General features: G+C 68.0%; 20 protein-coding genes. 16 read left to right on the top strand and 4 right to left on the bottom strand.

The genetic code is table 11. From position 1 onward, the window contains the following. Nucleotides 1-4: 4 nt before the first annotated feature. Genes EV645_RS08350 through EV645_RS08340 form a run of 3 tightly spaced genes read left to right on the top strand, consistent with a single transcriptional unit; the run spans nucleotide 5 to nucleotide 3245 of the window. Nucleotides 5-946 carry a thiamine pyrophosphate-dependent dehydrogenase E1 component subunit alpha gene (locus EV645_RS08350; RefSeq protein ID WP_130441379.1) on the top strand — a complete coding sequence of 314 codons (942 nt, stop codon included), beginning with the start codon at nucleotides 5-7 and terminating at the stop codon, nucleotides 944-946. Beyond that, the gene (locus tag EV645_RS08345; RefSeq protein WP_130441377.1) at nucleotides 946-1920 is read left to right on the top strand and encodes an alpha-ketoacid dehydrogenase subunit beta; all 975 of its coding nucleotides are present in this window, start codon (nucleotides 946-948) and stop codon (nucleotides 1918-1920) included. The genes EV645_RS08350 and EV645_RS08345 overlap by 1 nt, the downstream gene beginning before the upstream one ends. Continuing rightward, nucleotides 1917-3245, top strand: coding sequence for a hypothetical protein (locus EV645_RS08340; protein ID WP_130441375.1), 1329 nt, complete (start codon nucleotides 1917-1919; stop codon nucleotides 3243-3245). The genes EV645_RS08345 and EV645_RS08340 overlap by 4 nt, the downstream gene beginning before the upstream one ends. Here the strand turns inward: EV645_RS08340 and EV645_RS08335 are convergent. The 3 genes from EV645_RS08335 to EV645_RS08325 are packed head-to-tail and all read right to left on the bottom strand — an operon-like array spanning nucleotide 3196 to nucleotide 6580. Further along, a complete protein-coding gene (locus EV645_RS08335; RefSeq protein ID WP_130441373.1) occupies nucleotides 3196-3900 on the bottom strand; it encodes an SGNH/GDSL hydrolase family protein in 705 nt (234 codons plus the stop codon). The two genes, EV645_RS08340 and EV645_RS08335, sit on opposite strands and share 50 nt — an antisense overlap. Next, the gene (locus tag EV645_RS08330; protein ID WP_130441371.1) at nucleotides 3897-5114 is read right to left on the bottom strand and encodes an MFS transporter; all 1218 of its coding nucleotides are present in this window, start codon (nucleotides 5112-5114) and stop codon (nucleotides 3897-3899) included. The genes EV645_RS08335 and EV645_RS08330 overlap by 4 nt, the downstream gene beginning before the upstream one ends. Beyond that, nucleotides 5111-6580 carry a class I adenylate-forming enzyme family protein gene (locus EV645_RS08325; protein ID WP_242000273.1) on the bottom strand — a complete coding sequence of 490 codons (1470 nt, stop codon included), beginning with the start codon at nucleotides 6578-6580 and terminating at the stop codon, nucleotides 5111-5113. Before EV645_RS08325 ends, EV645_RS08330 begins: the two co-directional genes overlap by 4 nt. A gap of 265 nt (nucleotides 6581-6845) precedes the next feature. On the opposite strand from EV645_RS08325, the gene EV645_RS08320 reads away from it, so the two are divergent. Genes EV645_RS08320 through EV645_RS08295 form a run of 6 tightly spaced genes read left to right on the top strand, consistent with a single transcriptional unit; the run spans nucleotide 6846 to nucleotide 13787 of the window. Continuing rightward, entirely contained in the window at nucleotides 6846-8126 is a 1281-nt protein-coding gene (locus EV645_RS08320) for an SGNH/GDSL hydrolase family protein (RefSeq protein WP_130441367.1), read from the top strand. A gap of 1 nt (nucleotide 8127) precedes the next feature. Beyond that, nucleotides 8128-9327, top strand: coding sequence for a cytochrome P450 (locus EV645_RS08315; RefSeq protein WP_130441365.1), 1200 nt, complete (start codon nucleotides 8128-8130; stop codon nucleotides 9325-9327). A gap of 4 nt (nucleotides 9328-9331) precedes the next feature. Next, nucleotides 9332-10249, top strand: a complete 918-nt coding sequence (locus tag EV645_RS08310) for an alpha/beta hydrolase (protein WP_130441363.1) — start codon at nucleotides 9332-9334, stop codon at nucleotides 10247-10249. Beyond that, the gene (locus EV645_RS08305; RefSeq protein WP_130441361.1) at nucleotides 10242-11318 is read left to right on the top strand and encodes an alpha-hydroxy acid oxidase; all 1077 of its coding nucleotides are present in this window, start codon (nucleotides 10242-10244) and stop codon (nucleotides 11316-11318) included. Before EV645_RS08310 ends, EV645_RS08305 begins: the two co-directional genes overlap by 8 nt. Then, nucleotides 11300-12577 (top strand): aminotransferase-like domain-containing protein, encoded by a 1278-nt coding sequence (locus tag EV645_RS08300; protein WP_130441359.1) that lies wholly within the window; start codon nucleotides 11300-11302, stop codon nucleotides 12575-12577. The genes EV645_RS08305 and EV645_RS08300 overlap by 19 nt, the downstream gene beginning before the upstream one ends. Before the next feature lie 31 nt (nucleotides 12578-12608). After that, nucleotides 12609-13787 (top strand): MFS transporter, encoded by a 1179-nt coding sequence (locus EV645_RS08295; protein WP_130441357.1) that lies wholly within the window; start codon nucleotides 12609-12611, stop codon nucleotides 13785-13787. On the opposite strand, the gene coaA is transcribed toward EV645_RS08295, so the two are convergent. Continuing rightward, on the bottom strand, nucleotides 13768-14721 hold the full coding sequence (gene coaA / locus EV645_RS08290; protein ID WP_130441355.1) for a type I pantothenate kinase: 954 nt from the start codon (nucleotides 14719-14721) through the stop codon (nucleotides 13768-13770). The genes EV645_RS08295 and coaA overlap by 20 nt on opposite strands. Nucleotides 14722-14874: 153 nt before the next feature. Between coaA and EV645_RS08285 the strand changes: the two genes are divergently transcribed. From EV645_RS08285 to EV645_RS08255, 7 genes are all read left to right on the top strand, one after another. Continuing rightward, nucleotides 14875-16713, top strand: coding sequence for an alpha-glucuronidase (locus EV645_RS08285; RefSeq protein ID WP_130441353.1), 1839 nt, complete (start codon nucleotides 14875-14877; stop codon nucleotides 16711-16713). A 32-nt stretch (nucleotides 16714-16745) separates the two neighbouring features. After that, nucleotides 16746-17747 (top strand): LacI family DNA-binding transcriptional regulator, encoded by a 1002-nt coding sequence (locus EV645_RS08280; RefSeq protein WP_242000272.1) that lies wholly within the window; start codon nucleotides 16746-16748, stop codon nucleotides 17745-17747. A gap of 124 nt (nucleotides 17748-17871) precedes the next feature. Continuing rightward, a complete protein-coding gene (locus EV645_RS08275; RefSeq protein ID WP_130441349.1) occupies nucleotides 17872-18222 on the top strand; it encodes a holo-ACP synthase in 351 nt (116 codons plus the stop codon). Nucleotides 18223-18224: 2 nt separating this feature from the next. Then, a complete protein-coding gene (locus EV645_RS08270) occupies nucleotides 18225-19634 on the top strand; it encodes an NAD(P)H-hydrate dehydratase (protein ID WP_130441347.1) in 1410 nt (469 codons plus the stop codon). After that, nucleotides 19634-20515: an alpha/beta fold hydrolase gene (locus EV645_RS08265; RefSeq protein WP_130441345.1), complete on the top strand. Its 882-nt coding sequence runs from the start codon at nucleotides 19634-19636 to the stop codon at nucleotides 20513-20515. The genes EV645_RS08270 and EV645_RS08265 overlap by 1 nt, the downstream gene beginning before the upstream one ends. A 68-nt stretch (nucleotides 20516-20583) precedes the next feature. Next, nucleotides 20584-22335 carry an ABC transporter transmembrane domain-containing protein gene (locus EV645_RS08260; protein ID WP_130441343.1) on the top strand — a complete coding sequence of 584 codons (1752 nt, stop codon included), beginning with the start codon at nucleotides 20584-20586 and terminating at the stop codon, nucleotides 22333-22335. After that, entirely contained in the window at nucleotides 22332-24077 is a 1746-nt protein-coding gene (locus tag EV645_RS08255; protein WP_130441341.1) for an ABC transporter ATP-binding protein, read from the top strand. Before EV645_RS08260 ends, EV645_RS08255 begins: the two co-directional genes overlap by 4 nt. Nucleotides 24078-24086: the final 9 nt, after the last annotated feature.

The raw sequence follows: 24086 nt of genomic DNA, 5'->3' as shown, positions 1-24086 counted from the left end.
CCACGTGAGCACTGCCGATCTCTACCGGACCGTGCGCTTGATCCGTCGCTTCGAGGAGCGGGCGATCGAGTTTGTGCGGTCCGGCGAGATCGTCGGTGGGATCCACCCGTACGTCGGGCAGGAGGCGATCGCGGCGGGCGTGTGTGCGGCGTTGACGCCGGACGACGTGATCACCAGCACGCACCGAGGGCACGGCCATGTCCTTGCCCGCGGCGTCGACCCGCGGCAGTTGCTCGCCGAGCTGATGGGGCGGGAGAGCGGGCTGAACAAGGGGCGCGGCGGTTCGATGCACGCGGCCGACTTCAGCTTGGGGATCCTCGGGGCGAACGCGATCGTCGGCGCGGCCGCGTCGATCGCGACAGGGGCCGCGTGGGCTCATCGCAGGCAAGGGCGCGACACGGTTGCAGTCACGTTCTTCGGTGACGGGGCGATGAACGAAGGGATGTTGCTGGAGGCACTCAACTTGGCTGCGCTCTGGCGGGTCCCGGTGATCTTCGTGTGCGAGAACAACGGGTACGCGACGACGATGCCGGTCGAGTCGGCCGTGGCCGGGAGCATCACCGGAAGGGCCGAGGCGTTCGGCATCCCGGCGTACATCGTGGACGGGCAGGATCCGGAGACGGTGCTGGAGGCAACGACGGCTGCGGTCGAGCGCGCTCGGGCAGGCGAGGGGCCGACGTTCATGGAGTGCATGACGTACCGGTTCGACGCGCATCACACGTTCGAGCACCGGGCCCGGCTCGACTATCGCTCGGCCGATCAGGTGGCGTTCGGTCGGTCGCGGGATCCGGTCGTGATCCAGGGCGCACGGTTGCCGGACGACGAGCGGGCGGCCGTCGACGCTGAGATCGAGGCGGTCCTCGATGCGGCGGCCGGGTTCGCGCTGGGGAGCGCTCACCCCGATCCGGCCGAGGCGCTCAAGTACCTGTATGCGGTGATGCCCTGATGCCGAAGCTCTCGTACCTGAAGGCGATGAACCGCGCCCTCGCCGACTCCCTGGACCGCGACCAGTCCGTCTTCCTGCTCGGCGAGGACATCCGCGTCGCCGCGTCCAACCTGACCGCCGGCCTGCTCACCCGCTTCGGGCCGGACCGAGTACTCGACACCCCGCTCTCCGAGCAGGCTTTCACGAACTTCGCGACCGGCGCGGCGCTCGCCGGGATGCGCCCAGTGATCGAGTTCCAGATCCCGTCGCTGCTGTTCCTGGTCTTCGAACAGATCGCGAACCAGGCTCACAAGTTCTCCCTGATGACCGGCGGCCAGTGCAGGGTCCCCGTGACGTACGTCGTCACCGGATCAGGCTCGCGCACCGGCTGGGCCGGTCAACACTCGGATCATCCCTACACCCTGCTCGCCCACGTCGGCGTGAAGACCGTCGTCCCCGCAGCCCCCACGGACGCCTACGGTCTCCTGGTGTCGGCGATCCGCGACGACGACCCGGTGGTCTTCTTCGCACCCTCAGCCGCGCTCGGAGTCCGCGAAGACGTCGACTTCACCACCCTGGCACCCGTTCCAGTCGGCGTCGGACGAGTAGCGCGGTCTGGCGACGACGTGACAGTCGTTGCTATCGGCCACCTCGTGCACGATGCATTGTCTGTCGCGGACGAGCTGGCCGGTCACGGGATCTCCGTAGAGGTGTTCGATCCTCGGACCGTGTACCCGCTCGACCTCGACGGATTGGCCGCATCCGTCGCGAAGACCCGCCGCTTGGTGGTGATCGACGACTCCAACCGCACCAGCGGATTCGCCGCCGAGATCCTCGCGGTCGCCGCCGAGCGCTTCACCTTGGACGCGCCACCCCGCCGCGTGACGCGACCCGACGGCGCCGTTCTGCCGTTCGCACTTGCCCTCGACCGAGCGATCCAGCCCGACCGGGACCAACTCGTCGCCGCGATCAACGCCGTACTGGAGGACCGATGACCGACGTGTGGAACCAGTTGCCCGAAGCAACCCGTACGGCGCTGGTGAAGCGGGGCACTGCTGCGTGGCGGGAGGTGTTTGACGGTGTCGCGACGCACAACAAGGAGTGGCGACCGCTCCGGCCGCCGATCATGTCTGCAACCAGCTACCGATCGATGACGGAGCTGTCGGCAACGGTTGCGCGGTTGATCCTGGGCGCGTGTTTGCGGCGGGCGACGACTGCGGGGGAGTTGCGGCGGGCGCTCGGGATGCCGGTCGGGTACATCGACCTGCTGGACGAGGGCCTGCCGCTGAGCGAGGACCTGCTCGGCGGCGTACGCGCGGACATCCTGCTGAGCACCGGGACGCCGTACGTCGTGGAGGCCAATATCGACAGCGCGCTCGGTGGGGCGCACGACTCCGATGGAGTCGCTCATCGGTTCCTCAACGCCTACGCGGGCGACCCTGTGCTGGACGAGCTCGGGTTGACCGCGCCGGCGTCGGCGGTCGACGCGCGGTACGAGGCCGTCCGGTCTGCGTTACAGCTGACCGGGAACGATCGGCTGGCGATGGTCTTCACCACCGGCGGGACGTACCCGGGCTCGCAGGACGGCATGGCGATGATCAAGCTGCTCGAACCGTTCAGTGAGCGCGGCCGCGAGCTCGGCATGGACATGCGGGTGTATCCGGTCGAGTGGCTCACGTTGGACGCCGACGGTCGACTCTGCGTCGACGACGGCCCGATCGATGCCGTACTGCGGATGTTCGTCCCGCAAGGTATGAAGCCGAGCGACGGTCTGGATGCGCTGGGGACTGCCGTCGCCGGCGGGTCGGTGCGGATGTTCACAGCGACCGCGAGCTGGTTGCTGGCGAGCAAGACGATCCTGGCCTGGCTGTGGAGCGATCTCTACGAGCTCGACCCGGCCGACGCCGAGGTCGTCCGACAGCATGTGCCGCGGACCGAGATCCTGTCGGCCGGACTGCGGGATCGTGTACTTGCCGATCGCAACCAGTTGGTGCTCAAGCCGAACGGCTCGTACGGCGGCGTCGGCGTGGTGGTCGGTCCCGAGGTCGATGAGGCGACCTGGGCGAACGCAATCGAGGAAGCTCTGAGCGAGGGCGGGTACATCGTCCAGCAGCACATCGACGTGGACCGGCTGACCATGCAGTTCGTGAACCTCGAGACCGAGGAGACGCAGGAGGCGGACGTGCCGTTCTGCGTCGCGCCGTACTTGTTCGGAGGTACTCCGGCCGGCGCCTACCTCCGCTTCACGGTTCCCGGCGCCGGGCCGGTGGTCAACGTGGGCCAGGGCGCGCTGACGAGTGGTCTGCTGCTGGTGCCTTGAGCCGGCGCCCGATCGCCCGGAGCGTTTCGGCGGTCGCGACGGCATCGCTCCTGGCGTTGCCGTGGCGTCCGTCGCTGCTGTAGAGGCTCGGATCGGTCGAGAGCGGGTGGTCGGTGAGGTGGATGTGGATCGTGCCAAGCTGCTCGGCGAGCTCGGCCGTGTGATCGGAGAGGGTTCGCATTCGTTGCCTGAGGCCCGGACGCAGCCACTCGACGACGGCCGGGCTGTACGAGATGTCGAACATACCGAGCGTCATCACCTCCGCGCCGGCGCCCTGCAGCGTGGTGATCATCAAGGTCAGTTCGCGATCGACCCGGTCCGCGTCGTACGTTGCCGGGAACGCATCGTTGCCTCCGCCAACCACCAGCGCGAGATCCGGGCCGAAGGCAAGAGCCGGCTCGAGCTGCGTGGAAAGGATCTCGCGAGTCCGCAGTCCGCTGACGCCGAGGTTGAGGTAGGCGAGCTCGGAGCGTACGGCGCGCAGCTCCGCGGCGATCCGGTCCGCCCACTGGAGATCGCTGTATCCCTCGACCGGCTCGCACAATCCCTCGACGACGCTGTCGCCCAGAACGACAAACCTCCGCCACGGGTGGTTTGCGACGAGCTCGAGGCTCTCGCCGGGGCGGAGGCAGTAGGGGTCGGTGGCTTCGTTCACGTTGCCTCCACTGTGCTCGGTGCGTCGAGAACCTTCCCGGGGCGGCGGCGGACCAAGGGGAACACGCTGACGACCAGGCAGGCAAGGCCTGACCAGATCAAAGCCGGGATCAGTCCGAGGGCGCTGACCAACTCACCGGCCAGCAAAGCACCCAGTGGAAGGCCGGCGAATGACGTCGCGGCCACCAGACCGATGACTCGGGCCTGAAGATGCTTCGGGACGTGTTCGTAGAGGGCGGCGCCGAAGACGGGGTTGATCGCGGCGATCCCGATGCCGGAGAGGAAGGTCACCACCATGACCAGGGCCAGGTTGTCGCTGAGACCGAGGACGAGCAACCGCGGACTACCGCCGACGAAGGCGCCGATCGCGAAGGTCAGGTAGCGCGGCACCTTCGTGGCGAGTACGGCGAACGTGATGCTGCCGAGCAGGGCACCGGCGGAGAACGCCCCGAGCGTGAGACCGAGACCGGCGGGCGAGCCGAGTTCGTCGCGGACCCAGACCGGGATGAAGACCGCCGTACTCGCGCTGGCGAAGATGTTGATCGTGAACGTCGTGATCAGCATCGTCGCGAGCAGCTCGTCCCGTCGTACGAACGAGAAGCCCTCGGCAAGGGAGCGGAAGTACTTGTCCCGGCGGGTGTCCGCGACGACCTCGGGCGGGCGGACGAAAGCGGCGATCAGGACCCCGCAGACGACGAACGTCACCGCATCGATCCACAGCACGCGGGCGGCGTCGGTCCAGAAGATCAGCAGGCCGCCGAGCGGTGCGCCGAGCAGAGTCGCGCCGCGAGCGAAGGCTTCGTGGAGTGAGGTGATGCGGATCAGTTCGACGTTCGCAGCCTCGGCCATTGGACGTACCAATAGATCCTTCGCGCGGTCGGCAGCGCCGCGGAGTGCGCCGGCGACCGCGACGAGGACGAGCAGGGCGGCGAAGCCCAGGTTGGTGGTTGCGGCGATCGCTGCCACCGCGACGGCGCTCGAGAGATTCGCGAGGATCGACGTACGGCGGGGTCCGAGGGTGTCGATGATCGGGCCGGCCATGATGCTCGCGATGATGTAGGGCACGAGCTCGACCGCGGCGACCAGACCCATCCGGGCCGCGCTGCCCGTGGTGACGAGCACCAGCCACGGGATCGCGACCATGGTGATCCGGCTGCCGACCGCCGACAGCACGTCCGCCACGAACAGGATGACGAGACCGCGTTTGGGCGTCATGACTGCGGGTGCAGTTCGGCGTAGAGTTTGCGGAGGGCAATCTTGTCGACCTTCGCGATCTTCGTCAGCGGCAGTTCGCCGACGAAGTCGATCGCGGCCGGCGCCCACATCTCGTTCAGCGTCGTGGTCACCAGCTCCTGCAGCTCTTCTGCTGCCACCGACGAGCGCACGACGACGAACGCATGCACCGCTTCGCCCACCACTGGGTCGGGGACGCCGATGACCGCCGCCGTGCGGACCGCCGGGTGACTGCTCAGCACGTCCTCGATCGGCCGGCAGAAGATCGCCCAGTTGCGGCGGGTGGTGACGATCATGTCGTGCACCCGGTCGACGAGGAACAGGAAGCCGTCGTCGTCGACGTACCCGAGGTCACGTGTCCTGAGCCAACCGTCGACCAGTGTCTCGGCGGTGAGCTCCGGCTGGTTCAGGTACCCGGCGAAGACCAGATTGCTGTGCACCCACACCTCGCCGGTCTGCCCGTTCGGCAGCACCTTCCCGTTGCCGTCCCGGATCTCGATCCGCACATCGCCGTACGGCGTGCCCGCCGACGCTAGCCGTGCGTCCGCCGTCAACCCGGGCTGTGCCGTCACCACGACGCACTCGCTCAGCCCGTACACGATCCGCAGTACCGGACCGAAGCGCTCGATCCCCTGCCGTAAGCGCGCCGGTGTCGCCGGACCCGCGCCGACGTTGAACATGAACAAGCTGCTGCAATCGACGTCCGCGCCACCGGGATAATCAAGCACTTCGTACAACATCGGCGGCGTGACATACGTCGACGTGATCCGCTCGGCCGGCACGATCCGGTAGAACTCGTCCGGCGACCACGTGTCGGTGAGGAACAGCACGCCGCCGGTGAACAGGTTGAAGAACGTGGTGATCTGCCCGCTCGCGAGCCACAGCGGCGACCCCGAGTAGTGCCGAAGCATCGGGAAACCCTGTGCGACAAAGGCCGCGGCCAGCTCGAGGATCTGCTCGTAGAACGCCTGCGTGTGATGCACGAGCTTCGGATCGCCGGTCGTCCCGCTGGTCTGCAACACCGAGTCCGGCGCCGGCGTCGCCCTGATCTCGTACGGCGTCGGCGAGTCGAGCTCGGCGATCCGGTATGTCGGCATCGGCGCGAGCGAGTCCGCCAACGCCTGGCCGAGCTCGCTCGCATCGTCGTACACGAACAGGTCGGCGTCGGCCAGCGCCGCGAATGCGTCGATCTCGCGGCGGGACGTGATCGGCGCGCTCCAGAGCACCCGGCAACCGTGCAGGTGCAGGGCCAGTTGGAGCGCCGGCGCGTCGAAGCAGTTCGCCGCCATCACGAGCACCTTGCCGCCAGGCCGGACGCCGGCATCGCGGAAAGCGGCGGCGAAACGCAGTACGTCGGCGATCAATTCACTGTACGTCGCGGTCCGGTCACCGCGGGCCAGCGCCGGCCGATCGGAGAATTCCTGGAACAGCTCCAGGACTTGACCCACGTAATTGCTACTGTTTTCGGGCAGGACGAATTCAGGCGGCATTTTCGTCTGGTTCCCCTCAGGCTCCGGCCACCCCCAGCCGTCCCTTGTGACTCTACTCGATCGGCGCCCCGCGCGGTGTGAAGGAATACCCCTGCGATTCGTGGGTGCAACTGAGCCGCTAACCGCTGTTCCGGGCCCGAAAGAAATGCATTCTGATTCATTGACCGGATTCCTTCTGGCGTATTACGTTCCGTCCGCATCCATTCCGCCTGGAGGTCAGTCCATGTCCATTTCCAGCAGTTGGCGCGCGGTTGCGGTCACCGCGGCTCTCACTCTCGCCGGATCGAGCCTGGCCGGCTCGACCCTCAGTGGCCACAACGACGCCCGATGGGTCGGGACCTGGGCGACCGCGGTCACCCACGGCGACGCGACCGGCTCGACGAATCTCGGGCTGACCGACCAGAGCGTCCGGCTGAACATCCGCCCGACGGTCGGCGGCAACCGGATCCGCGTCCGGCTGTCGAACATCTACGGCGAGAAGACCGTCACGGTCGCCGCCGCAACCGTTGCCAAGCCCAACAAGGCGACGCCGGAACTGTCCGACATCGACCCGGCATCCCTGCGGACGTTGACGTTCAACGGATCGGGGAGCGCGTCGATGGTCAAGGGCAGCGAGCTGCTCAGCGACCCGGTCAACCTGCGGATCGGCACACTCGACGACCTCGTCGTCAGCCTGTACTTCCAGGACAACACCGGCCCGACGACGTTCCACGGCTCGTCGATCCAGGACAACTTCGTCGGCGTCGGCAACCATGTCAGCGACCCGGGCGGCGCGAACTACCCGACGACGCGTCGGTGCTGCTGGTTCTTCCTGTCGGGTGTCGACGTCCAGACCGACGACGACGCCGGCTCGATCGTCGTACTCGGCGACTCGATCAGCGACGGCACGAACAGCACCCCCAACGCCAACAACCGCTGGCCGGACCAGCTGGCCGAGCGACTGGCCGCATCGGCCGGACACAAGCCGTTCCCGAGTGTGCTGAACGCGGGTCTGGCCGGCAGCCGGCTCAACCACGAGGGCACCGAGCCGTCCGACAACGGCGCGTTCCCCGGCTTCGGCGAGGTCGGCGTGAACTCGCTGGCCCGCTTGAACGAGGACGTGTTCGCGCAGACCGGCGTACGCACCGTGATCACCGAGCTCGGCATCAACGACATCTGGATGTCCGACGACTCCGCCGCCGAGATCATCGGGGCGCTGCGGCAGGTGAACGCGCAAGCCAAGGAGCGCGGTATCCGCAGCCTGGTCACGACGATCACGCCGTTCGAAGGACTCTCCGGCACGGACAGCTGGACACCGGCCAAGGAGGCGACTCGGCAGGCGGTGAACAGCTACCTGCGGTCGAGCCACGAGTTCGACGGTGTGCTCGACTTCGACAAGGTAGTGCGGGACCCGGCGGCGCCGTCGAAGCTGCGTGCGGACATCGACTCGGGTGACCACATCCACCCGAACGACGTCGGCTACCAACTGATGGCCGCCTCGGTCCCGCTGAACCTGGTGCGTTGACATGGCTGCTCGGAGTGCGAACGAGATTCTCGCCGCCCTCGGCTCCGAGCAGGGCCGTCGCGATCCGATGCCGCTCTTCGCGGAGCTGCATCGGATCGGCCCGGTCTGCCGCCTCGAGCCCGGCACTTCGCCGTACGCCGTCGTCGTGAACGGGTACGACGCGGCGCAGGAGGCCTTGAAAGATACGCGATTCGGCCGGCTGCTGACGGCCGACCCGGACCCGCAGGACGCCGTACTGCGGCGGCTCGGCGGGTCGATGATGTTCAAGAACGAGCCGGAGCACCTGCGGATGCGCAAGGTGTTCCAGGCGGTACTCACGCCGCGTCGGTTGACCGGGTTCGAACCTGTCGTGGAGGCGTTGGCCACCGAGCTGCTCGACGACCTGGGCAAGGCCGGCCGGGACGGTCAAGTGATCGACTTCGTGGACTTCGCGTATCGCTTGCCGATCACCGTCATCGGCACGTTCCTCGGCATTCCGCGGTCGGACCTGGGCTGGTTCCGGGACCGGACGAAGGCCATCGACGACTACCTCGACCTCGGCGGAAAGGCGCCGGAGCGACTGGCGGCCGCGAACCAGGCCGCGGACGAGCTGAACGACTACTACGCGCGGATGCTCGCCGACCGCCGGGTCCAGCCGCGCGACGATCTCGTGAGTTCGCTGGTTGACTCGGACCTGGCCGAGCAGGAGCTGATCGACAACCTGCTGGTCCTCGTCAACGCCAGCTTCGTGACCACGATGAACCTGCTCACGAACGGGCTTGAGCTGCTGCTCGCTCAGCCTGACCTGGTCGATGCCCTGCGCGACGAACCTGTCCGGGCGGCCGACTGCGTGGAGGAGATCCTGCGGCATCAGAGCTCGGTCCAGCTGATCAGCCGGAAGGCGTCGGTCGACCTCGAACTGGCCGGGGAGACGATCACCGCGGGCAGTCTGGTGCTGATCCTGCCCGGCGCTGCGAACCGGGATCCGGCCAAGCATCCGGACGCTGACACGTTCGATCCGGATCGGGTGGATCTGCAGCACCTGTCGTTCGGTGCGGGGCCGTTCTACTGCGTCGGCGCCGGGCTGGCTCGGATGGAAGGACGGGCGGCGTTCGGACAGTTGTTCCAGCGATTCCCGCAGCTGCAGCTGGCGGGGGAGCCGGTTCGCAGTCATAGCTTGCTGCTGCGTGGACATGCGTCCATGCCGATCCGATTGGGGTGAACCGATGCCGTTGGACCCACAGGTCGAGGCGATGCGCGCCGAACGTGAGTCTCACCAGGTGCCGCAGCTCTACACCCAGACGCTGGCCGAGGCTCGGGAGGCGGACCTCGCCTCGATCCGGGCCGCGGGCGGCGAGGTCGAACCGGTCCACTCCGTCGAGGACGTCACGACCGACGACGGGCTGCCGCTGAGGGTCTATCGCCCTGACCTGGCGGGTCCGCTGCCGACGTTGGTCTACTTCTTCGGCGGTGGATGGACGCTCGGCAGCATCGACACCGCTGACGGCATCAGCCGCAAGCTGGCGAACGCCGTACCTTGTCAGGTGATCACCGTCGGGTACCGGCTGGCGCCCGAGCATCCGTTTCCGACGGCCGTCCACGATTGCCACAAGGCGACGCAGTGGATCGCAGCGCAGCCGCAAGTTGATCCCGCGCGGCTCGTTGTCGGTGGAGACAGTGCCGGCGGCAACTTGGCGGCAGCGGTGACTTTGCTTGCCCGCGACAACGGTCCGGCGTTGGCCGGTCAGCTGCTGGTGTACCCGAACACCTTGTACGGCTCGGACACGATCTCGATGCGCAACGGCAACGACCCGTACCTCTTCAACAACACCTCGGTCGGCTGGTACTGGAAGCATTACCTCGCCGATCCCGCAGACGGGCAGAACCCGCTGGCCTCGCCTCTGCTCGCGGAGTCGCACGCCAAGCTGCCGCCTGCGCTGGTGATCACCGCCGAGTACGACCCGCTCCGTGACGAGGGCGAGTACTACGCCGAGAAGCTCCACGCTGCCGACGTACCGACCACTCTCAGCCGCTACGACGGCATGGTCCACGGCTTCTTCGCCATGTCCGGGATCCTCGACGGCGGCAAGAAGGCGATGGCCGAGGCATCGACCTGGCTAGCCAGAACCTTCACAGATGCCTGAGACTCTCGCCGACTTCGAGCCGCTTGCTCGTGAGGTTCTGCCGGCGGCTGTGTACGACTTTGTTGCCGGTGGCAGCGGTTCCGAACACACCCTTCGCCTCAACCGTGCCGCCTTCGACGCAATCACGCTGACCCCCCGCATCCTCACAGGTACGGCGAAGCCGAACCCCTTCTGGACAGTCCTGGGCACGCGGTGGGAGCTCCCGTTCGCGGTTGCTCCGATGGCCTACCAGAAGCTCCTGCACCCCGAGGGCGAGTTGCTCCTGGCCGCGGCCGCGTCGCGAGCCGGCATCCCGTACACCATCAGCACCCTGAGCAGCGTCCCTCTGGAAAAGATCGCGGGGGTGACCCCGTCCTGGTTCCAGCTCTACTGGCTGCGAGACCGTCACGTGGTGACAAGCCTGGTCGAGCGAGCGGTGAACGCGGGTTGCAGCGCGATGATGGTGACCGTCGACGTACCGGTGATGGGCCGCCGGTTGAGGGACATACGCAACGAGTTCGCGCTCCCTCCGGACGTCGCCCCGGAGAACCTTGTCGACAAAGTGACACAAGCGCACGCCGGGGCGCCGGGGTTGTCGGCGGTGGCCGCGCACACGGCTTCCGCATTCGAGCCGGCCGTGTCGTGGCGGGATCTGGAGTGGTTGCGGACGCGGTGTCCGATTCCCCTTGTGGTGAAGGGAATTCTGGATCCTCGGGACGCTCGGCGGGCCGTTGAAGTGGGTGTGGACGGAGTCGTCGTGTCCAACCATGGTGGGCGGCAGCTGGACGGCGCGGTCGCGTCAATCGACGCCCTGGGCCCGGTTGTCGATGCTGTCAGCAAGGATTGCGCGGTGTTGTTGGACAGCGGCGTACGGAGTGGGCTCGATGTGCTGAAGGCGGTTGCCATCGGCGCTTCCGGCGTACTGGTCGGACGGCCGTTGCTGTGGGCACTCGCTGTGGAAGGCGCGGATGAGGCGTTGGCGTTGCTCGGCCGGGAAGTGCGGGACGCGATGCTGCTGGCGGGGTGCGCGGACCTGGCCGCCGTACGGGAACTGAGCGTGGGGAGAGCGACATGGCCGATCTCGAGCTGAGCGACCTGCACGGCTCGCTCACCGACCGGGCGCTGAACTCGATGAACTTCCTCAACGAGATCTCGCACCACTACCCGGACGCGATCTCGCTCGCGGCGGGACGGCCGACCGAGGAGTTCTTCGCGCTCGAGGACCTGCATCGGTATCTCGACCTGTTCGCGCAGTACCTGCGGGACCAGGGGTACGACGAGGCCGCGGTCCGGCGGACGATCTTCCAGTACGGGCGGACGAAGGGCATCATCCAGGACCTGGTCGCCCGCAACCTCGCGATCGACGAGGGCATCCACGTCGACCCGGAAGCGATCGTCGTCACGGTCGGCTGCCAGGAGGCGATGGTCCTCACGCTGCGCGCCCTCTGCGCCGGCCCCGATGACGTGATGCTCGCCATCTCCCCGACGTACGTCGGCATCACCGGCGCGGCCCGCCTCGTAAACCTCCCCGTCGTTCCGGTGGGGGAGGAGGACGATCTGGCCACCGTGCTGAAGTCGGTCCGCGCGGAGGGGCGGCGTCCGCGCGCCTGCTACGTGATGCCGGACTTCGCCAACCCGTCCGGCCTGAGCATGGACCTCGCTGCCCGGCACAAGCTGCTGGAGATCGGCGCAGCCGAGAACATCCTGCTGCTGGAGGACAACCCGTATGGTCTGTTCCCAGTCCAGGGCCATCAGCGGATGCCCACTCTGAAGTCCCTCGACACATCCCGTCGAGTCGTCTACCTAGGCTCGTTCGCGAAGACCGGTCTCCCCGGAGCGCGGGTCGGCTATGCGGTCGCGGACCAGACGGTCGGCACAGGCCTCCTGGCGGATGAACTCTCCAAGCTGAAGAGCATGCTCACCGTCAACACCTCACCGGTCGCCCAGGCGGTCGTCGGCGGCAAATTGCTCGCCAACGACTGCAGCCTCGTCGCGGCCAACCAACGCGAACGCGCCGTCTATGCCGCCAACCTTCAGGCGATCACCGACGGTCTCGCCACCCGCTTCCCGAACGGCGAAATCACCTGGACCGTCCCCGCCGGCGGCTTCTTCGTCGTCGTCACGGTCCCGTTCCCGGTCGACGACGCTCTCCTCGAGAAGTCAGCCCACGAGTACGGCGTCCTCTGGACCCCCATGACGCACTTCTACGACGGCGACACCCCGATCAACGCCCTCCGCCTGTCGTGCAGCGCGGTCACCCTGCCCGAGATCGACGCCGCCCTGAACCGCCTGAGCGCCTTCATTACCGATCAACTGGTCCTCTCCGGTGGTCCAGAACTGGATCTGTAGGGCGGACCGGTATGTCTCTAGCGTGAGTGTCATGGCCACCGCGTGCGAGATCCCCACAGTCCAGGTTGTTGCTGCTGACCGGCTGCTGACCAGGCAGTTCGTTCGGCTGTTGGCGATGGTTTTCGGCTCCGGCCTGAGCATGTATCTGCTCACCTCGGTCGTCCCGCTCTACCTGGCCGCGAACGGCTCCGGTGGCGTCGGCGCGGGGCTGTCGACTGCCGCGATGATGTTCTCCGCGGTGGCCGTGGAGCTGCTGGTGCCGCGGATGCTGGCTCGCTGGGGATACCAGGTCGTCCTCGGGCTCGGGCTGGTGCTCCTCGGCGCACCTTCGCTGGTTCTGCTGACCTCCGCAGCGCTGCCGGTCGTGCTCGCCGTCTGCATCGTCCGCGGCGCCGGCCTCGCGATCCTGGTCGTCGGAGCGGTCGCGCTGGTCGCCGACCTCACCCCATCCACCCGCCGCGGCGAGGCGCTCGGCGTGTACGGCGTGGCTGTCGGCGTACCTGCGGTGATCGGTCTCCCGCTCGGCGTCTACCTGACCAACGTGATCGGCTTCGGCGCACTGTTCGTCTTCGCCGCGATCGCCTCACTCGCCGGGCTGGTCGCCTTGGTCGGTCTGCCCGCGAGGGTGAACACTTCTGAAGAAGAGCAGCACGTGAAGGTGCTCGGCGGCGTACGGCGTAGCGGGCTGCTGACCCCGACCCTGATCTTCGCTGCTGTGACTGTTGCCGCGGGCATCAGCGTCACCTTCCTACCGCTGGCCGTTGCCGGAGACAAGCAGTCACTCGTCGCTACAGCCCTTCTGCTGCAGGCGATCGCAGCACCCATCGCACGTTGGCTGGCAGGTCGGTACGCCGACCGCATGGGCCCGGCGAAGCTGCTCGCACCCGCGCTGATCCTCGCCGCGGTCGGCGCCGGATCGCTGGTCTTCCTCCCCAGTGCCGTCGCGATCCTGATCGGATCCACTTGCTTCGGCATCGGCTTCGGGGCTGCTCAGAACCTCACTCTGACCCTGATGTACAACCGCGTCGATCGCTCCCGCTACGGCCAGGTCAGCGCCCTCTGGAACCTCGCGTACGACGGTGGCTGGGGCGCCGGCGCACTGATCTTCGGCGCTGTCGTGGGCGGCGTCGGCTTCTCGATCGCGTTCGCCTTGACCGCAGCAGTCGTCGCGGTTGCCGTCGTACCGGCGCTCAGAGCTTCCGCAGCCTGACCCAGCGCACGGCGTGATCGGGGCCCTTGCGGAGGACCAAGGTCGCGCGGGAGCGGGTCGGGAGGATGTTTTCGCGCAGGTTCGGGCCGTTGATCCCGTCCCAGAGCGACTCGGCCTTCTTGATCGCTTCCTGGCGGCTCAGCTCGCCGTACCGGACGAAGTACGACTCGGGGTTGCGGAAGGCCGTCTCCCACAGCTTGAGGAAGCGCGCCACGTACCACGAGCGCACGTCGTCGGCGGCGGCATCGACGTACACCGAGAAGTCGAAGAAGTCGCTGACCGCGAGCCCGCTCTTCCCATCCGCGTGCCGAGGCGCCGGCTGGAGGACGTTCAGCCCCTCGAGCAGCAGGATGTCCGGCTGCTCGACGGTCGTCCGGACGCCGGGCATGCGGTCGTAATGCAGGTGCGAGTAGACCGGCGCCTCGACCGCGTCCATGCCCGACTTCACCTCGACCACGAAGCGGAGCAAGGACTTGCGGTCGTACGACTCCGGGAAACCCTTGCGCTGCATCAGGTTCCGGCGTTCGAGCTCGGCGTTCGGCCAGAGGAAACCGTCGGTGGTGACGAGCGCGACCCGCGGGTGCTCGGGCCAGCGCGCCAGCAGTTCGCGGAGCAGACGGGCGGTCGTGGACTTGCCGACGGCAACCGATCCGCCGATGCCGATCACGAACGGGGTGCGGGTCGCGGCCGGTTTGCCGAGGAAGCTCTCGGTGTCGGCGTGCAGCGCGCGGGCGTGCCGGACGTACAGCGAGAGGATCCGCGACAGCGGCAGGTACACCTCGCGGACCTCGTCCATGTCGATCTCGTCACCGAGACCGCGAAGCCGCTCGACCTCGTCCGCCGTCAGCGGGGAGACCGTGGTTTCGGCCAGTTGCGCCCAGGTGGCCCGGTCGAGCTCGGTGTAGGGAGTCACCTCCCGCGACGGCTGCAGCATGTGGCCCATTCTTCCCACCGGTGCGGATTGCACCCACATCGGGCCGACGTGGCCTTTGTCTCAGCTGTGGCACAACGTCGAAACTTTCGGTGACCGCCTGGTGTGGAAGGATCACCGACCGATGACCGTGTTGATGCCAGGCCGGGAGGACCCATGACCGGCGACTCCGCCTGGCTCGGTTTCCAGAGGCTGCCCGAGGTGACGGTGCATGCCTCGGGAGCGCTTGCCCAGACCATCCGGGCCGAGCTCCGGCAGACCCGCCGCGTCCGCACCGACGTACAAGTTGCCGTGTGCATCATGACCCGCGTCCGCGAGACCCCGTTGTGGCGGGAGGTTGAGGCTGCACTGCCCGAGCATGGCCTCGGCGTGGAGGGATTCGTGGTGGTACGACGCGGCAACGATCTCGTCGTCGCGGCCGAGGGCGGACACGGACTGCTCTACGGCTACTTCTACCTGCTCCGGTACTTCGAGTGGATGAGCGGCGACTTCACTGTCGTCGAACAGCCGGCCGTGCCGATCCGCATGCTGGACCACTGGGACCAGCTGTCGGGCGCGGTCGAACGCGGGTACTCAGGTCGATCGATATTCTTCCGCGACGGCAGCGTGGTGCCCGATCTGACCAGGGTGCGTGCGTACGCGCGGTTGCTGGCGTCGATCGGAATCAACGCGGTCGCGCTCGCGAACGCCGACCTGCCCGAGGTGGCCCGCCTTGCCGCAGTGTTCCGCGAGTACGGAATTGCGGTCAGTTTGTCGGTCGAGTTCACCGACGACCCGTCGGACGAGCGGGTGGCTCGCTGGTGGTCGGCAACGATCAGCCGCGTGTACGACGCCGTACCGGATTTCGGCGGCCTCGTAGTTCGGGCGGGCCGTGACGCCGAGGGCGCGAACCTGCTCGCGCGGGCGGTTGCGCCGTACGGCGGGACGGTGTTCTGGCGGTACTCCGGTGATGAGCAGGCGCACGATTGGCGTGATCGCGGTACGGATCGCGCGCGGGCGGCGTACGACCACCTGATCCCGCTCGACGGGCGGTTCGAGGAGAACGTCGTACTGCAGGTCAAGCACGGACCGACGGACTTCCAGGTCCGCGAGCCGATGTCGCCGCTGCTCGGTGAGCTGCAAGAGACCGTGTTCGCGCTCGAACTGCAGGTGACGCAGGAGTACTCCGGACAGCAGCAGGATCTCTGCTACCTCGCGCCGTGGTGGCGGGAGATCCTGCAGTTCGACACCACGGGCGGCGGCGGTACGACGGTTGCCGACCGCATCGGCGCGATCGTTGCCGTGTCCAACGTTGGCGATGCTCCCAACTGGACCGGTCACAAACTTGCTCAGAGCAATCTCTATGCGTTCGGCCGGTTGGCCTGGGAGCCGGCTGCGGATCCGGTCAGCCTGCTGCACGAGTGGGCCGCGGCGACGTTCGCGATGGACGATCGGACCCGGAGCGAGCTCGTCACGATCATGTCCGGATCGTGGCGGACGTACGAGCGGTACACCGCCCCGCTGGGCGTCGGGTTCATGGTCACGCCGCAGACGCACTACGGGCCGAGCGTCAACGGGTACGAGTACTCAGGGCGGGGGACGTATCACTTCGCCGATCGGTACGGCGTCGGCGTGGACCGGACCGTGAAGACCGGATCGGGGTTCACCGGGCAATATCCGGAGCCGCTCGCCGGCACCTACGAAGATGTCACAACCTGTCCGGACGAGTTGTTGCTGTTCTTCCATCACGTTGCCTATGACCACGTTCTGCACAACGGCAGCACAGTGCTGCAGCACATCTACGACACGCACTTCCAGGGGTACGCCGAGGTGGAGGCGATGGTCGCGCGCTGGCGGGTGATCGCCGAGCGGTTCGAGCCGGTGGTGCGGGAGAACATCACGGCCCGGTTCGAGGCGCAGCTCGTGAACGCGCGGGAGTGGCGCGACCAGGTCAACACCTTCTTCTACCGGCTCAGCGGCGTACCGGATACCCACAGGCGCACGATCCACGGCTAAGCTGGTTCGAAAGTTTCGAGCCAGGGGGTGTGGTGAGCGAGCGACCGACCATTGCGAAAATTGCGGAACAGGCCGGCGTGTCGGTGCCGACCGTCTCCAAGGTGCTGAACGGGCGCGCGGATGTGGCCGAGGCGACCCGGGCCCGGATCGAGAGCCTGATCCAGGAGCACGGGTACCGGCGGCGCAGCCCGGGCACGGCGGCCAGCCCGATGATCGACCTGGTGTTCAACCAGCTCGGCGGCGAATGGGCGATGGAGCTGATCCGCGGTGTCGAGGAGGTTGCCCGCGCCGAGGGCGTCGAGCTCGTCCTGTCGGAGTGCGGCGGCGCGCTGCGGCCGCGGCAGCAGTGGATCGAATCCGTGCTGAACCGGCGGCCGCTCGGCGTGATCATGGTCTTCTCGGACCTCGACACGGACCAGCGTGCCCAGCTCGAGGCGCGGCGGATCCCGTTCGTCGTCGTCGATCCGGTCGGGGACGTGGGGGACGACGTACCGTCGATCGGCTCGGCGAACTGGAACGGCGGCCGGATGGCCACGACCCACCTCCGCACGCTCGGCCACACCCGGATCGGCATGATCGGCGGCCCGATCGAGACGCTCTGCTCACGGCAACGCGTGGACGGCTACACCGACGCCTTGCGGTCGACCGGCATCGAGGTCGATCCGGCGCTGATCCGGTACGGCGACTTCGAGGTCGGCGGCGCGCACCGCGAGGCGCTCGCCCTGCTGCGCCTGCCCGATCGCCCCACCGCGATCTTCGCCGGCAGCGACATGCAGGCCCTCGGCGTCTACCAGGCCGCTCGCGAACTCGGCCTGGATGTGCCGCGCGATCTGTCCGTCGTCGGGTATGACGATCTCCCGGTCGCCCAGTTCGTCACGCCGGCTCTCACGACCGTCCACCAACCGCTCCACCAGATGGCCGAGCTCGCAGCCCGCGTGGTCATCGACCTCTCCCGCGGCCGGACCCCCGCCGCCCTCCGCCTGGATCTGGCCGTGGACATGCGGATCCGCCAATCCACTGCAGCTCCTGCGTAGGTCGTGCAGCTCGACAGGACGTATACGCCCACTGCTGCCGGCTTCACGCCTGGGCACGTCGGGAATCCGGCTCGATCGCGGGAGACCTCCTGTCGAGCTGCCCGGCTCCGTTAGGCTGGCCGGCATGATCGTCGGCGTGGGTATCGATGTGGTCGACGTGGATCGGTTCATGCGGACGTTGGAGCGGACGCCCAATTTGCGGGAGCGGGTGTTCACGCCGCTCGAGGCGGTGAAGCCGCCGGCCTCGCTGGCGGCTCGGTTCGCGGCCAAGGAGGCGCTGGCCAAGGCGCTCGGCGCACCCGCGGGCATGCACTGGCACGACGCCGAAGTACAGACCGACGAGACCGGCCGGCCGTGGCTGGAGATCAGCGGGACCGTGGCGGCGCAGGCGTCGCGGCTCGGCGTACAGAACCTGCACCTGTCGCTCAGCCACGACGCGGGCATCGCCTCGGCCGTGGTGATCCTGGAGGGCTGACCATGCGCAGCGCGCACACCGTCGAGCAGGTCCGTGCCGCCGAGGCCGACCTGATGGCCCGCCTTCCCGAGGGCACCCTGATGCAACGCGCCGCCACCGGCCTGGCAGTTGCCATCAGCAACTTCCTCGGCAGCACGTACGGCGCCCGGGTGGTCCTGCTCATCGGCTCCGGCGACAACGGCGGCGACGCCCTGTACGCCGGCGCCCGGCTAGCCCGTCGCGGCGCTCAAGTCACCGCCATCCTCCTGTCAGACAAAGCCCACCAAGCCGGCGCCGAAGCCCTCCACGCAGCTGGCGGCCGCCTCATCTCCCCGTCCGACGTCGAAGGCCTGATTCAGGGCGCGGATGTTGTTGTGGATGGGATTGTGGGGATCGGCGGGCGACCGGGACTCCGCCCGGACGCCTTGGCGGTCGTGCGGCTCGCGGAACGGTTCGGCGTACCGATCGTTGCCGTCGACACCCCATCCGGCGTGGACGTCGACACCGGCGAGACCCCCGAACCCCACGTCAACGCCGCCCTCACTGTCACCTTCGGCACCCACAAAATCTGCCACTTCATCGACCCCGCCGCCACCGCCTGCGGCCCGGTCCACCTCATCGACATCGGCCTCGACCTCCCACCCGCCGAAGTCGAGTCCCTCCAGACCTCCGACATCCGCCGCCTCTACCCCGTCCCCCACGGCGAGTCCGACAAGTACTCCCGCGGCGTACTGGGCCTGATGGTCGGCTCCACGCAGTACCCAGGCGCCGCCGTCATCGCAACCTCCGGCGCCCTCGGCGGACCTGTAGGCATGGTCCGGTACGTCGGCCCCGACGCGGTCGCGGAAGCTGTTCGCGCCGCGCATCCCGAGATCGTCGCCGGCAACGGCCGCGTGCAGGCATGGGCGGTCGGCTCAGGCCTGGGCGACGAGCTCGACATCCCACGCATCCGTGAACTGCTCGACGCCGAGGAGCCCGTGGTCCTCGACGCCGACGGCCTCAAGGCTTTGGACGACTCCGGCGACCACGTCGACGTACTAGCCACTCCTCACGCCGGCGAACTGGCTCGGCTCCTCGATGTAGACCGCGCGACGGTCGAAGCCGAGCGCCTCAAACACGCCCGCCTGGCCGCCGAACGCTACGACGTAACCGTCCTCCTCAAAGGCAGCACCACCGTCATCGCATCCCCCGACGGCCAGGTCCGCGTGAACACCAACGCCACCCCCTGGCTCGCCACCGCCGGCGCCGGCGATGTCCTAGCCGGCCTCTGCGGCTCCCTCCTAGCCAGCGGCCTGACCCCTCTAGACGCCGGCAGCGTAGGTGCCTACCTCCACGCCGCCGCCGCCAACCTCGCGTCCTCCGCAGGCCCAATCACCGCAATGTCCGTAGCCGCCGCCCTCCCTGAAGCCACGCGTTATCTTCTGGGCGGTTGATGCGGGGTGCGCTATCGTCCGCAGGCATGTTCAGCGTGCGCGGTAGGACTGGTCATCTGGCGTGGTATCGGACGGATGAGGCAGGGGCTGAGGTTGCGTTCCTGCATGGGTTTTCTGACTCTGCGCAGTGCTGGGAGCCGTTGATCGGGGCGATGCCGGGGATCCGGGCGCTCGCGATCGATGCGCGCGGGCACGGGGAGTCCGGGCTGCCGCAGGAACCTGTCAGCTACACCGCACATCGCGACGATGCCGCGCTGGTGCTGTCGGGCCAGCCGGCTGACGGTGGGGTGGTCGTGGTCGGTCACTCGATGGGCGCGATGGCAGCCGCTTACTTGGCCGCGGCGAGGCCGGACCTGGTCCGCGCGGTTGTACTGGAGGACCCGCCAACCGGACCGCCGCCCCGCGACGAGCAACCGCACGCCGGCGACCAGGAGGCGCCTGGTGCCGACCAGGAATCGCCGGGCGGCGACCGTCGGGATGGACCGATGTTGATGCCGGGTTGGCTTGCGGAGTTGCGGGAGCTGGATGTGGCGGCGCGGATTGCGCGGGGTCGGGCGGGGGATCCTGGCTGGGCTGAGGACGAGTTTGAGCCGTGGGCCGTGTCGAAGGCGCAGGTCAACCCGCAGCTGTTCGAGCTGCCGTATCGCGACCCGGTGCCGTTGACCGACCTGCTGGCCCAGATCACCTGCCCGGTGCTGCTGATCCACGGGGATACCGACCGCGGCGGTCTGATCTCCACCGAGTACGCGGAACGCTGCGCCCGAGCAGCCGCAGGCGAGTTCCAAGCAGCGCACATCGCCGGCGCAGGCCATTCGGTACGACGCGACAAGCGCCCGCAGTACGTCGCCGAACTCGCCTCGTTCCTCGACCGGCACAGCTGAGCGCAACGCCTTTGTGAAGCCAATCACAAAGGCGCGGATGGTCCGATATAGCTGGAAGGATCTGGGGCATGGCCAGCGACCGTGGGCGGCGAGGGGCGGTCGTACGCGCGTGGCTGGACAAGATGACCGAGACGTGGGTCCCGCCGACCGCAACAGATCTCGCGAGCCCCCTGCGCTTCCTCTACTGGCTTACCCGCTCGCAGGGTCGGCGGATCGCGTTGGGTGCGGTGCTGGGCACCTGCTGGACGGTCGGCTTGACCGTGCCGCCATGGGTGCTGTCCCGCGCCGTTGACGACGGACTTGTCGCGCGCGATTCCTCCGCCCTCGTGGGCTGGGCTCTGCTCCTGCTGGCGGTCAGCGTGATGAACGCGCTGCTCGGGATCGCGCGGCACAGGACGATGACCAAGATCCGGATGGACGCGTCGTTCCGCGCAGTGCGGGCCACGGTCTGGCACACGAGCCGCTTGGGTGCGTCGTTGGCGAAGCGGGTGAGCGCCGGTGAGGTCGTCACCGTCGGAATCGCCGATGTGTACACGGTCGCTATGGCACTTACCGTCACGGGCCCCGGCGTCGGCGCGGTCATCGCGTACGCCGTTGTCGCGGTCGTGCTGTTCACCATTAACCCCCTGCTCGCCGCTGTGGTCCTCGCCGGCGTACCGCTGCTCGCCATCGCAGTCGGCCCGTTCCTCCAACGCATCGAACGCACCGGCGGCGAGTACCGCGTGCACCAAGGACGATTGACGATCCGCCTGGTCGACGTACTCGCCGGACTCCGCGTCCTGAACGGCCTCGGCGGCAAGCAGTTCGTCGCCGAGCGCTATCAGGACCAGTCGCAGCGATTGGTACGACGCGGCTACCGGGTCGCCGGCCCGACCAGTTGGGTCGTCGCGTTGTCGACCGGTCTGCCGGCGCTGTTCCTCGCCGCGGTCGTGTGGCTGTCGGCGCGAATGGCGGCCACTGGGGCGATCACAATCGGCGATGTCGTCGCCGTCTACGGGTACGTCGCCGTGCTCGTCGTGCCCGTGTCGTTCTTCATCGAGGGTGGCGGGGACATCGCCCGCGCTCGGGTGGCGGGGCAACGAATCATCAATCTGCTCAACCTGCCAGTTGCCAAGCGCAACGATGGCGATCCTGCATCGATCGGCACCGTCCCATTGGCGGACCCGGAGTCAGGAGTGGTCATCAGGCCCGGCGCTCTGACCGCACTGGTCACTGCGCGCCCGGCAGAGGCGGTCGCCGTGATCGAGAGACTCGGGCAGGTACACACCGATTCCCAAGCAGGCATGGAGATCGACGAGCCAGCACGTGAGGAGTTCAGGCGCCGTTTAGTTGTTGCCGACAACGATGCCGAGGTCTTCGCCGGGACGGTTCGAGATGTAGTTGCCGGGCGCATCGAGCCCGACGACGACCGGATTCGTACGGCGCTCCGCGTGGCCGTCGCCGAGGACATCGTCGAGGCGCTGCCCGGTGGCCTGGATGCGACGATCGCCGCCGGCGGAAGCGATCTCTCCGGTGGCCAACGGCAACGAATCCGGCTCGCTCGCGCCATCTACGCAACGCCCGACGTACTGCTCGCGGTCGAACCGACCTCCGCGGTCGACGCTAACACCGAGGCGGCGATGATCGACCGCATCCGCGAACTCAGGCGCGACACGACAACGGTCATCACGACGACGTCGCCCCTCGTACTGGACCGTGCTGACGACGTCATCGTCCTGGTCGACGGGAAGGTGTCGGCGGCCGGGACACACGCGGACCTTCTGCGCAGCGATCCCTACTATCGCGACCTCGTATCGCGAGCCCAGGGTGAGGCCCAATGAGTACGCAGCTGCCGGTTGCGGGGCCCGCCGAAGTACGCGCTGCCTTGATCCGTGACTTGGGCGCGGACCGTCGCTCTGTCGTCGCGGTCGTCCTGGTGAACGGGCTTGCCGCCGCGGCAGGTCTGGTCGGTCCATGGCTGCTCGGCCGAATCATCGACACGATCCGAGCCGGCTCCGGTGACGTGCTCAGCGCGGTGGATCGGCTCGCGTTCGGTGCGCTGGTGTTCACCGTCGTACAGACAGTGCTGGCGTGGTGGGCGCTCAAGATCGGCTATCGGTTCGGCGAGCGTACGGCGGCGCGGGTCCGGGAGCGCTTCTTGCAGCGGACCCTGGTGTTGCCCCCGCGAGTTGCGGACCATCTTCCGACCGGCGACCTGATCGCGCGCGGGAGCACAGATGCGTCCGTCGTCGCGGTGACGCTGCGATCCGCTGTGCCTGAGGTGCTCGTGGCCGGCGTCCACGCTCTGTTCCTCATCGTCGCCGTGCTCGTTCTGGAAGTGCGGCTGGGGCTGTGCGGGCTCGTGTGCTTGCTCGGCGTTGGCGCGGCGGTGCGCTGGTACATGCGACGCGCGCGACCGGTCTACCTGGCGGTTGCGGGGACGGGTGCGGAGATGGCGGATGTCGTCGCCAGTACGGCGAAGGGCGCCCGTACGGTCGAACTGCTCGGGCTGGAGCGCCGCCGTACGGAGGCCACCGAAGCGTCCATCACCCAAGCCCGGTCCGCGCGGCTGGCGGCGCTGTGGCTGCGGACCGTTCTGTTCCCGTGGTCCGAGGTCGCGTTGGCGCTCCCGGTGGTGGGAGTCCTGTTGATCGGTGGCGCCCTCTACCTCCATGATCTGGTCAGCCTCGGTGTCGTGGTGACCGCGACGGTGTACCTGCGCCAGCTCGTCGGTCCGCTGGACACCCTGATGGTCTGGATCGAACAGCTGCAAGGCGCCGGAGCGTCGTACGCCCGTGTCGAAGGTCTCGCGGACATCCCGCAGGCTGAGCAGACGCCGCGGGCCGAGAACGTCGCCGGCGACCGCATCCGAGTCGACAATGCGCACTACAGCTACACCGGTGCCCGCGACGTACTGCACGGGATCGATCTGGTGGTGCAGCCTGGCGAACGCCTGGCCATCGTCGGCACGTCCGGCGCCGGCAAGTCGACCCTCGCGCGTCTGCTCGCTGGTCTCGATCGTCCGCACATCGGGTCGGTGACGATCGGGGGTACGCCGGTTGCCGATCTCCCGCCGGATCAGCTGCGCGAGCACGTCGTGCTGATCACCCAGGACCATCACGTCTTCCACGACACCGTCCGCGACAACCTCCTCATCGCAAAGCCGAACGCGACAGACGACGAGCTGCACGCCGCGCTGAACGCCGTCGACGCCACCTGGTGGAACGACCTGCCGCACGGCCTGGACACCGAGCTCGGCGAGGACACCAAACTCGACGACGCCAGTGCCCAGCAACTCTCGCTCGCCCGAGTGGTCCTAGCCGATCCCCACACGGTGATCCTGGACGAAGCCACCTCCCTCCTGGACCCCAAAACAGCCCGCCAAACAGAACAGTCCCTGGCCGCCGTACTCCGAGGCCGCACCGTGATAGCAATCGCCCACCGCCTGCAAACCGCCCACGACGCCGACCGAATCGCCGTCATGGAAGCCGGCCAACTAGTAGAACTAGGCCCCCACCACCAACTCGTCGCCGCGCACGGCCCCTACGGCCAACTCTGGCAAACCTGGCACACCGAAAACTGACCGTCTGCA

Source organism: Kribbella rubisoli, assembly GCF_004217145.1.
Classification (GTDB): Bacteria; Actinomycetota; Actinomycetes; order Propionibacteriales; family Kribbellaceae; genus Kribbella; species Kribbella rubisoli.
This window is presented reverse-complemented; position numbering and strand designations above follow the sequence as displayed.

Bases quoted from the DNA above. Each gene is read 5' to 3' on its own strand.
- EV645_RS08260 (WP_130441343.1), top strand. From the start codon at position 20,584: ATGGCCAGCGACCGTGGGCGGCGAGGGGCGGTCGTACGCGCGTGGCTG.
- EV645_RS08345 (WP_130441377.1), top strand. From the start codon at position 946: ATGCCGAAGCTCTCGTACCTGAAGGCGATGAACCGCGCCCTCGCCGAC.
- EV645_RS08340 (WP_130441375.1), top strand. From the start codon at position 1,917: ATGACCGACGTGTGGAACCAGTTGCCCGAAGCAACCCGTACGGCGCTG.
- EV645_RS08265 (WP_130441345.1), top strand. From the start codon at position 19,634: ATGCGGGGTGCGCTATCGTCCGCAGGCATGTTCAGCGTGCGCGGTAGG.
- EV645_RS08330 (WP_130441371.1), bottom strand. From the start codon at position 5,114: ATGACGCCCAAACGCGGTCTCGTCATCCTGTTCGTGGCGGACGTGCTG.
- EV645_RS08310 (WP_130441363.1), top strand. From the start codon at position 9,332: ATGCCGTTGGACCCACAGGTCGAGGCGATGCGCGCCGAACGTGAGTCT.
- EV645_RS08255 (WP_130441341.1), top strand. From the start codon at position 22,332: ATGAGTACGCAGCTGCCGGTTGCGGGGCCCGCCGAAGTACGCGCTGCC.
- EV645_RS08285 (WP_130441353.1), top strand. From the start codon at position 14,875: ATGACCGGCGACTCCGCCTGGCTCGGTTTCCAGAGGCTGCCCGAGGTG.
- EV645_RS08315 (WP_130441365.1), top strand. From the start codon at position 8,128: ATGGCTGCTCGGAGTGCGAACGAGATTCTCGCCGCCCTCGGCTCCGAG.
- coaA (WP_130441355.1), bottom strand. From the start codon at position 14,721: ATGCTGCAGCCGTCGCGGGAGGTGACTCCCTACACCGAGCTCGACCGG.
- EV645_RS08300 (WP_130441359.1), top strand. From the start codon at position 11,300: ATGGCCGATCTCGAGCTGAGCGACCTGCACGGCTCGCTCACCGACCGG.
- EV645_RS08275 (WP_130441349.1), top strand. From the start codon at position 17,872: ATGATCGTCGGCGTGGGTATCGATGTGGTCGACGTGGATCGGTTCATG.
- EV645_RS08320 (WP_130441367.1), top strand. From the start codon at position 6,846: ATGTCCATTTCCAGCAGTTGGCGCGCGGTTGCGGTCACCGCGGCTCTC.
- EV645_RS08270 (WP_130441347.1), top strand. From the start codon at position 18,225: ATGCGCAGCGCGCACACCGTCGAGCAGGTCCGTGCCGCCGAGGCCGAC.
- EV645_RS08305 (WP_130441361.1), top strand. From the start codon at position 10,242: ATGCCTGAGACTCTCGCCGACTTCGAGCCGCTTGCTCGTGAGGTTCTG.
- EV645_RS08295 (WP_130441357.1), top strand. From the start codon at position 12,609: ATGGCCACCGCGTGCGAGATCCCCACAGTCCAGGTTGTTGCTGCTGAC.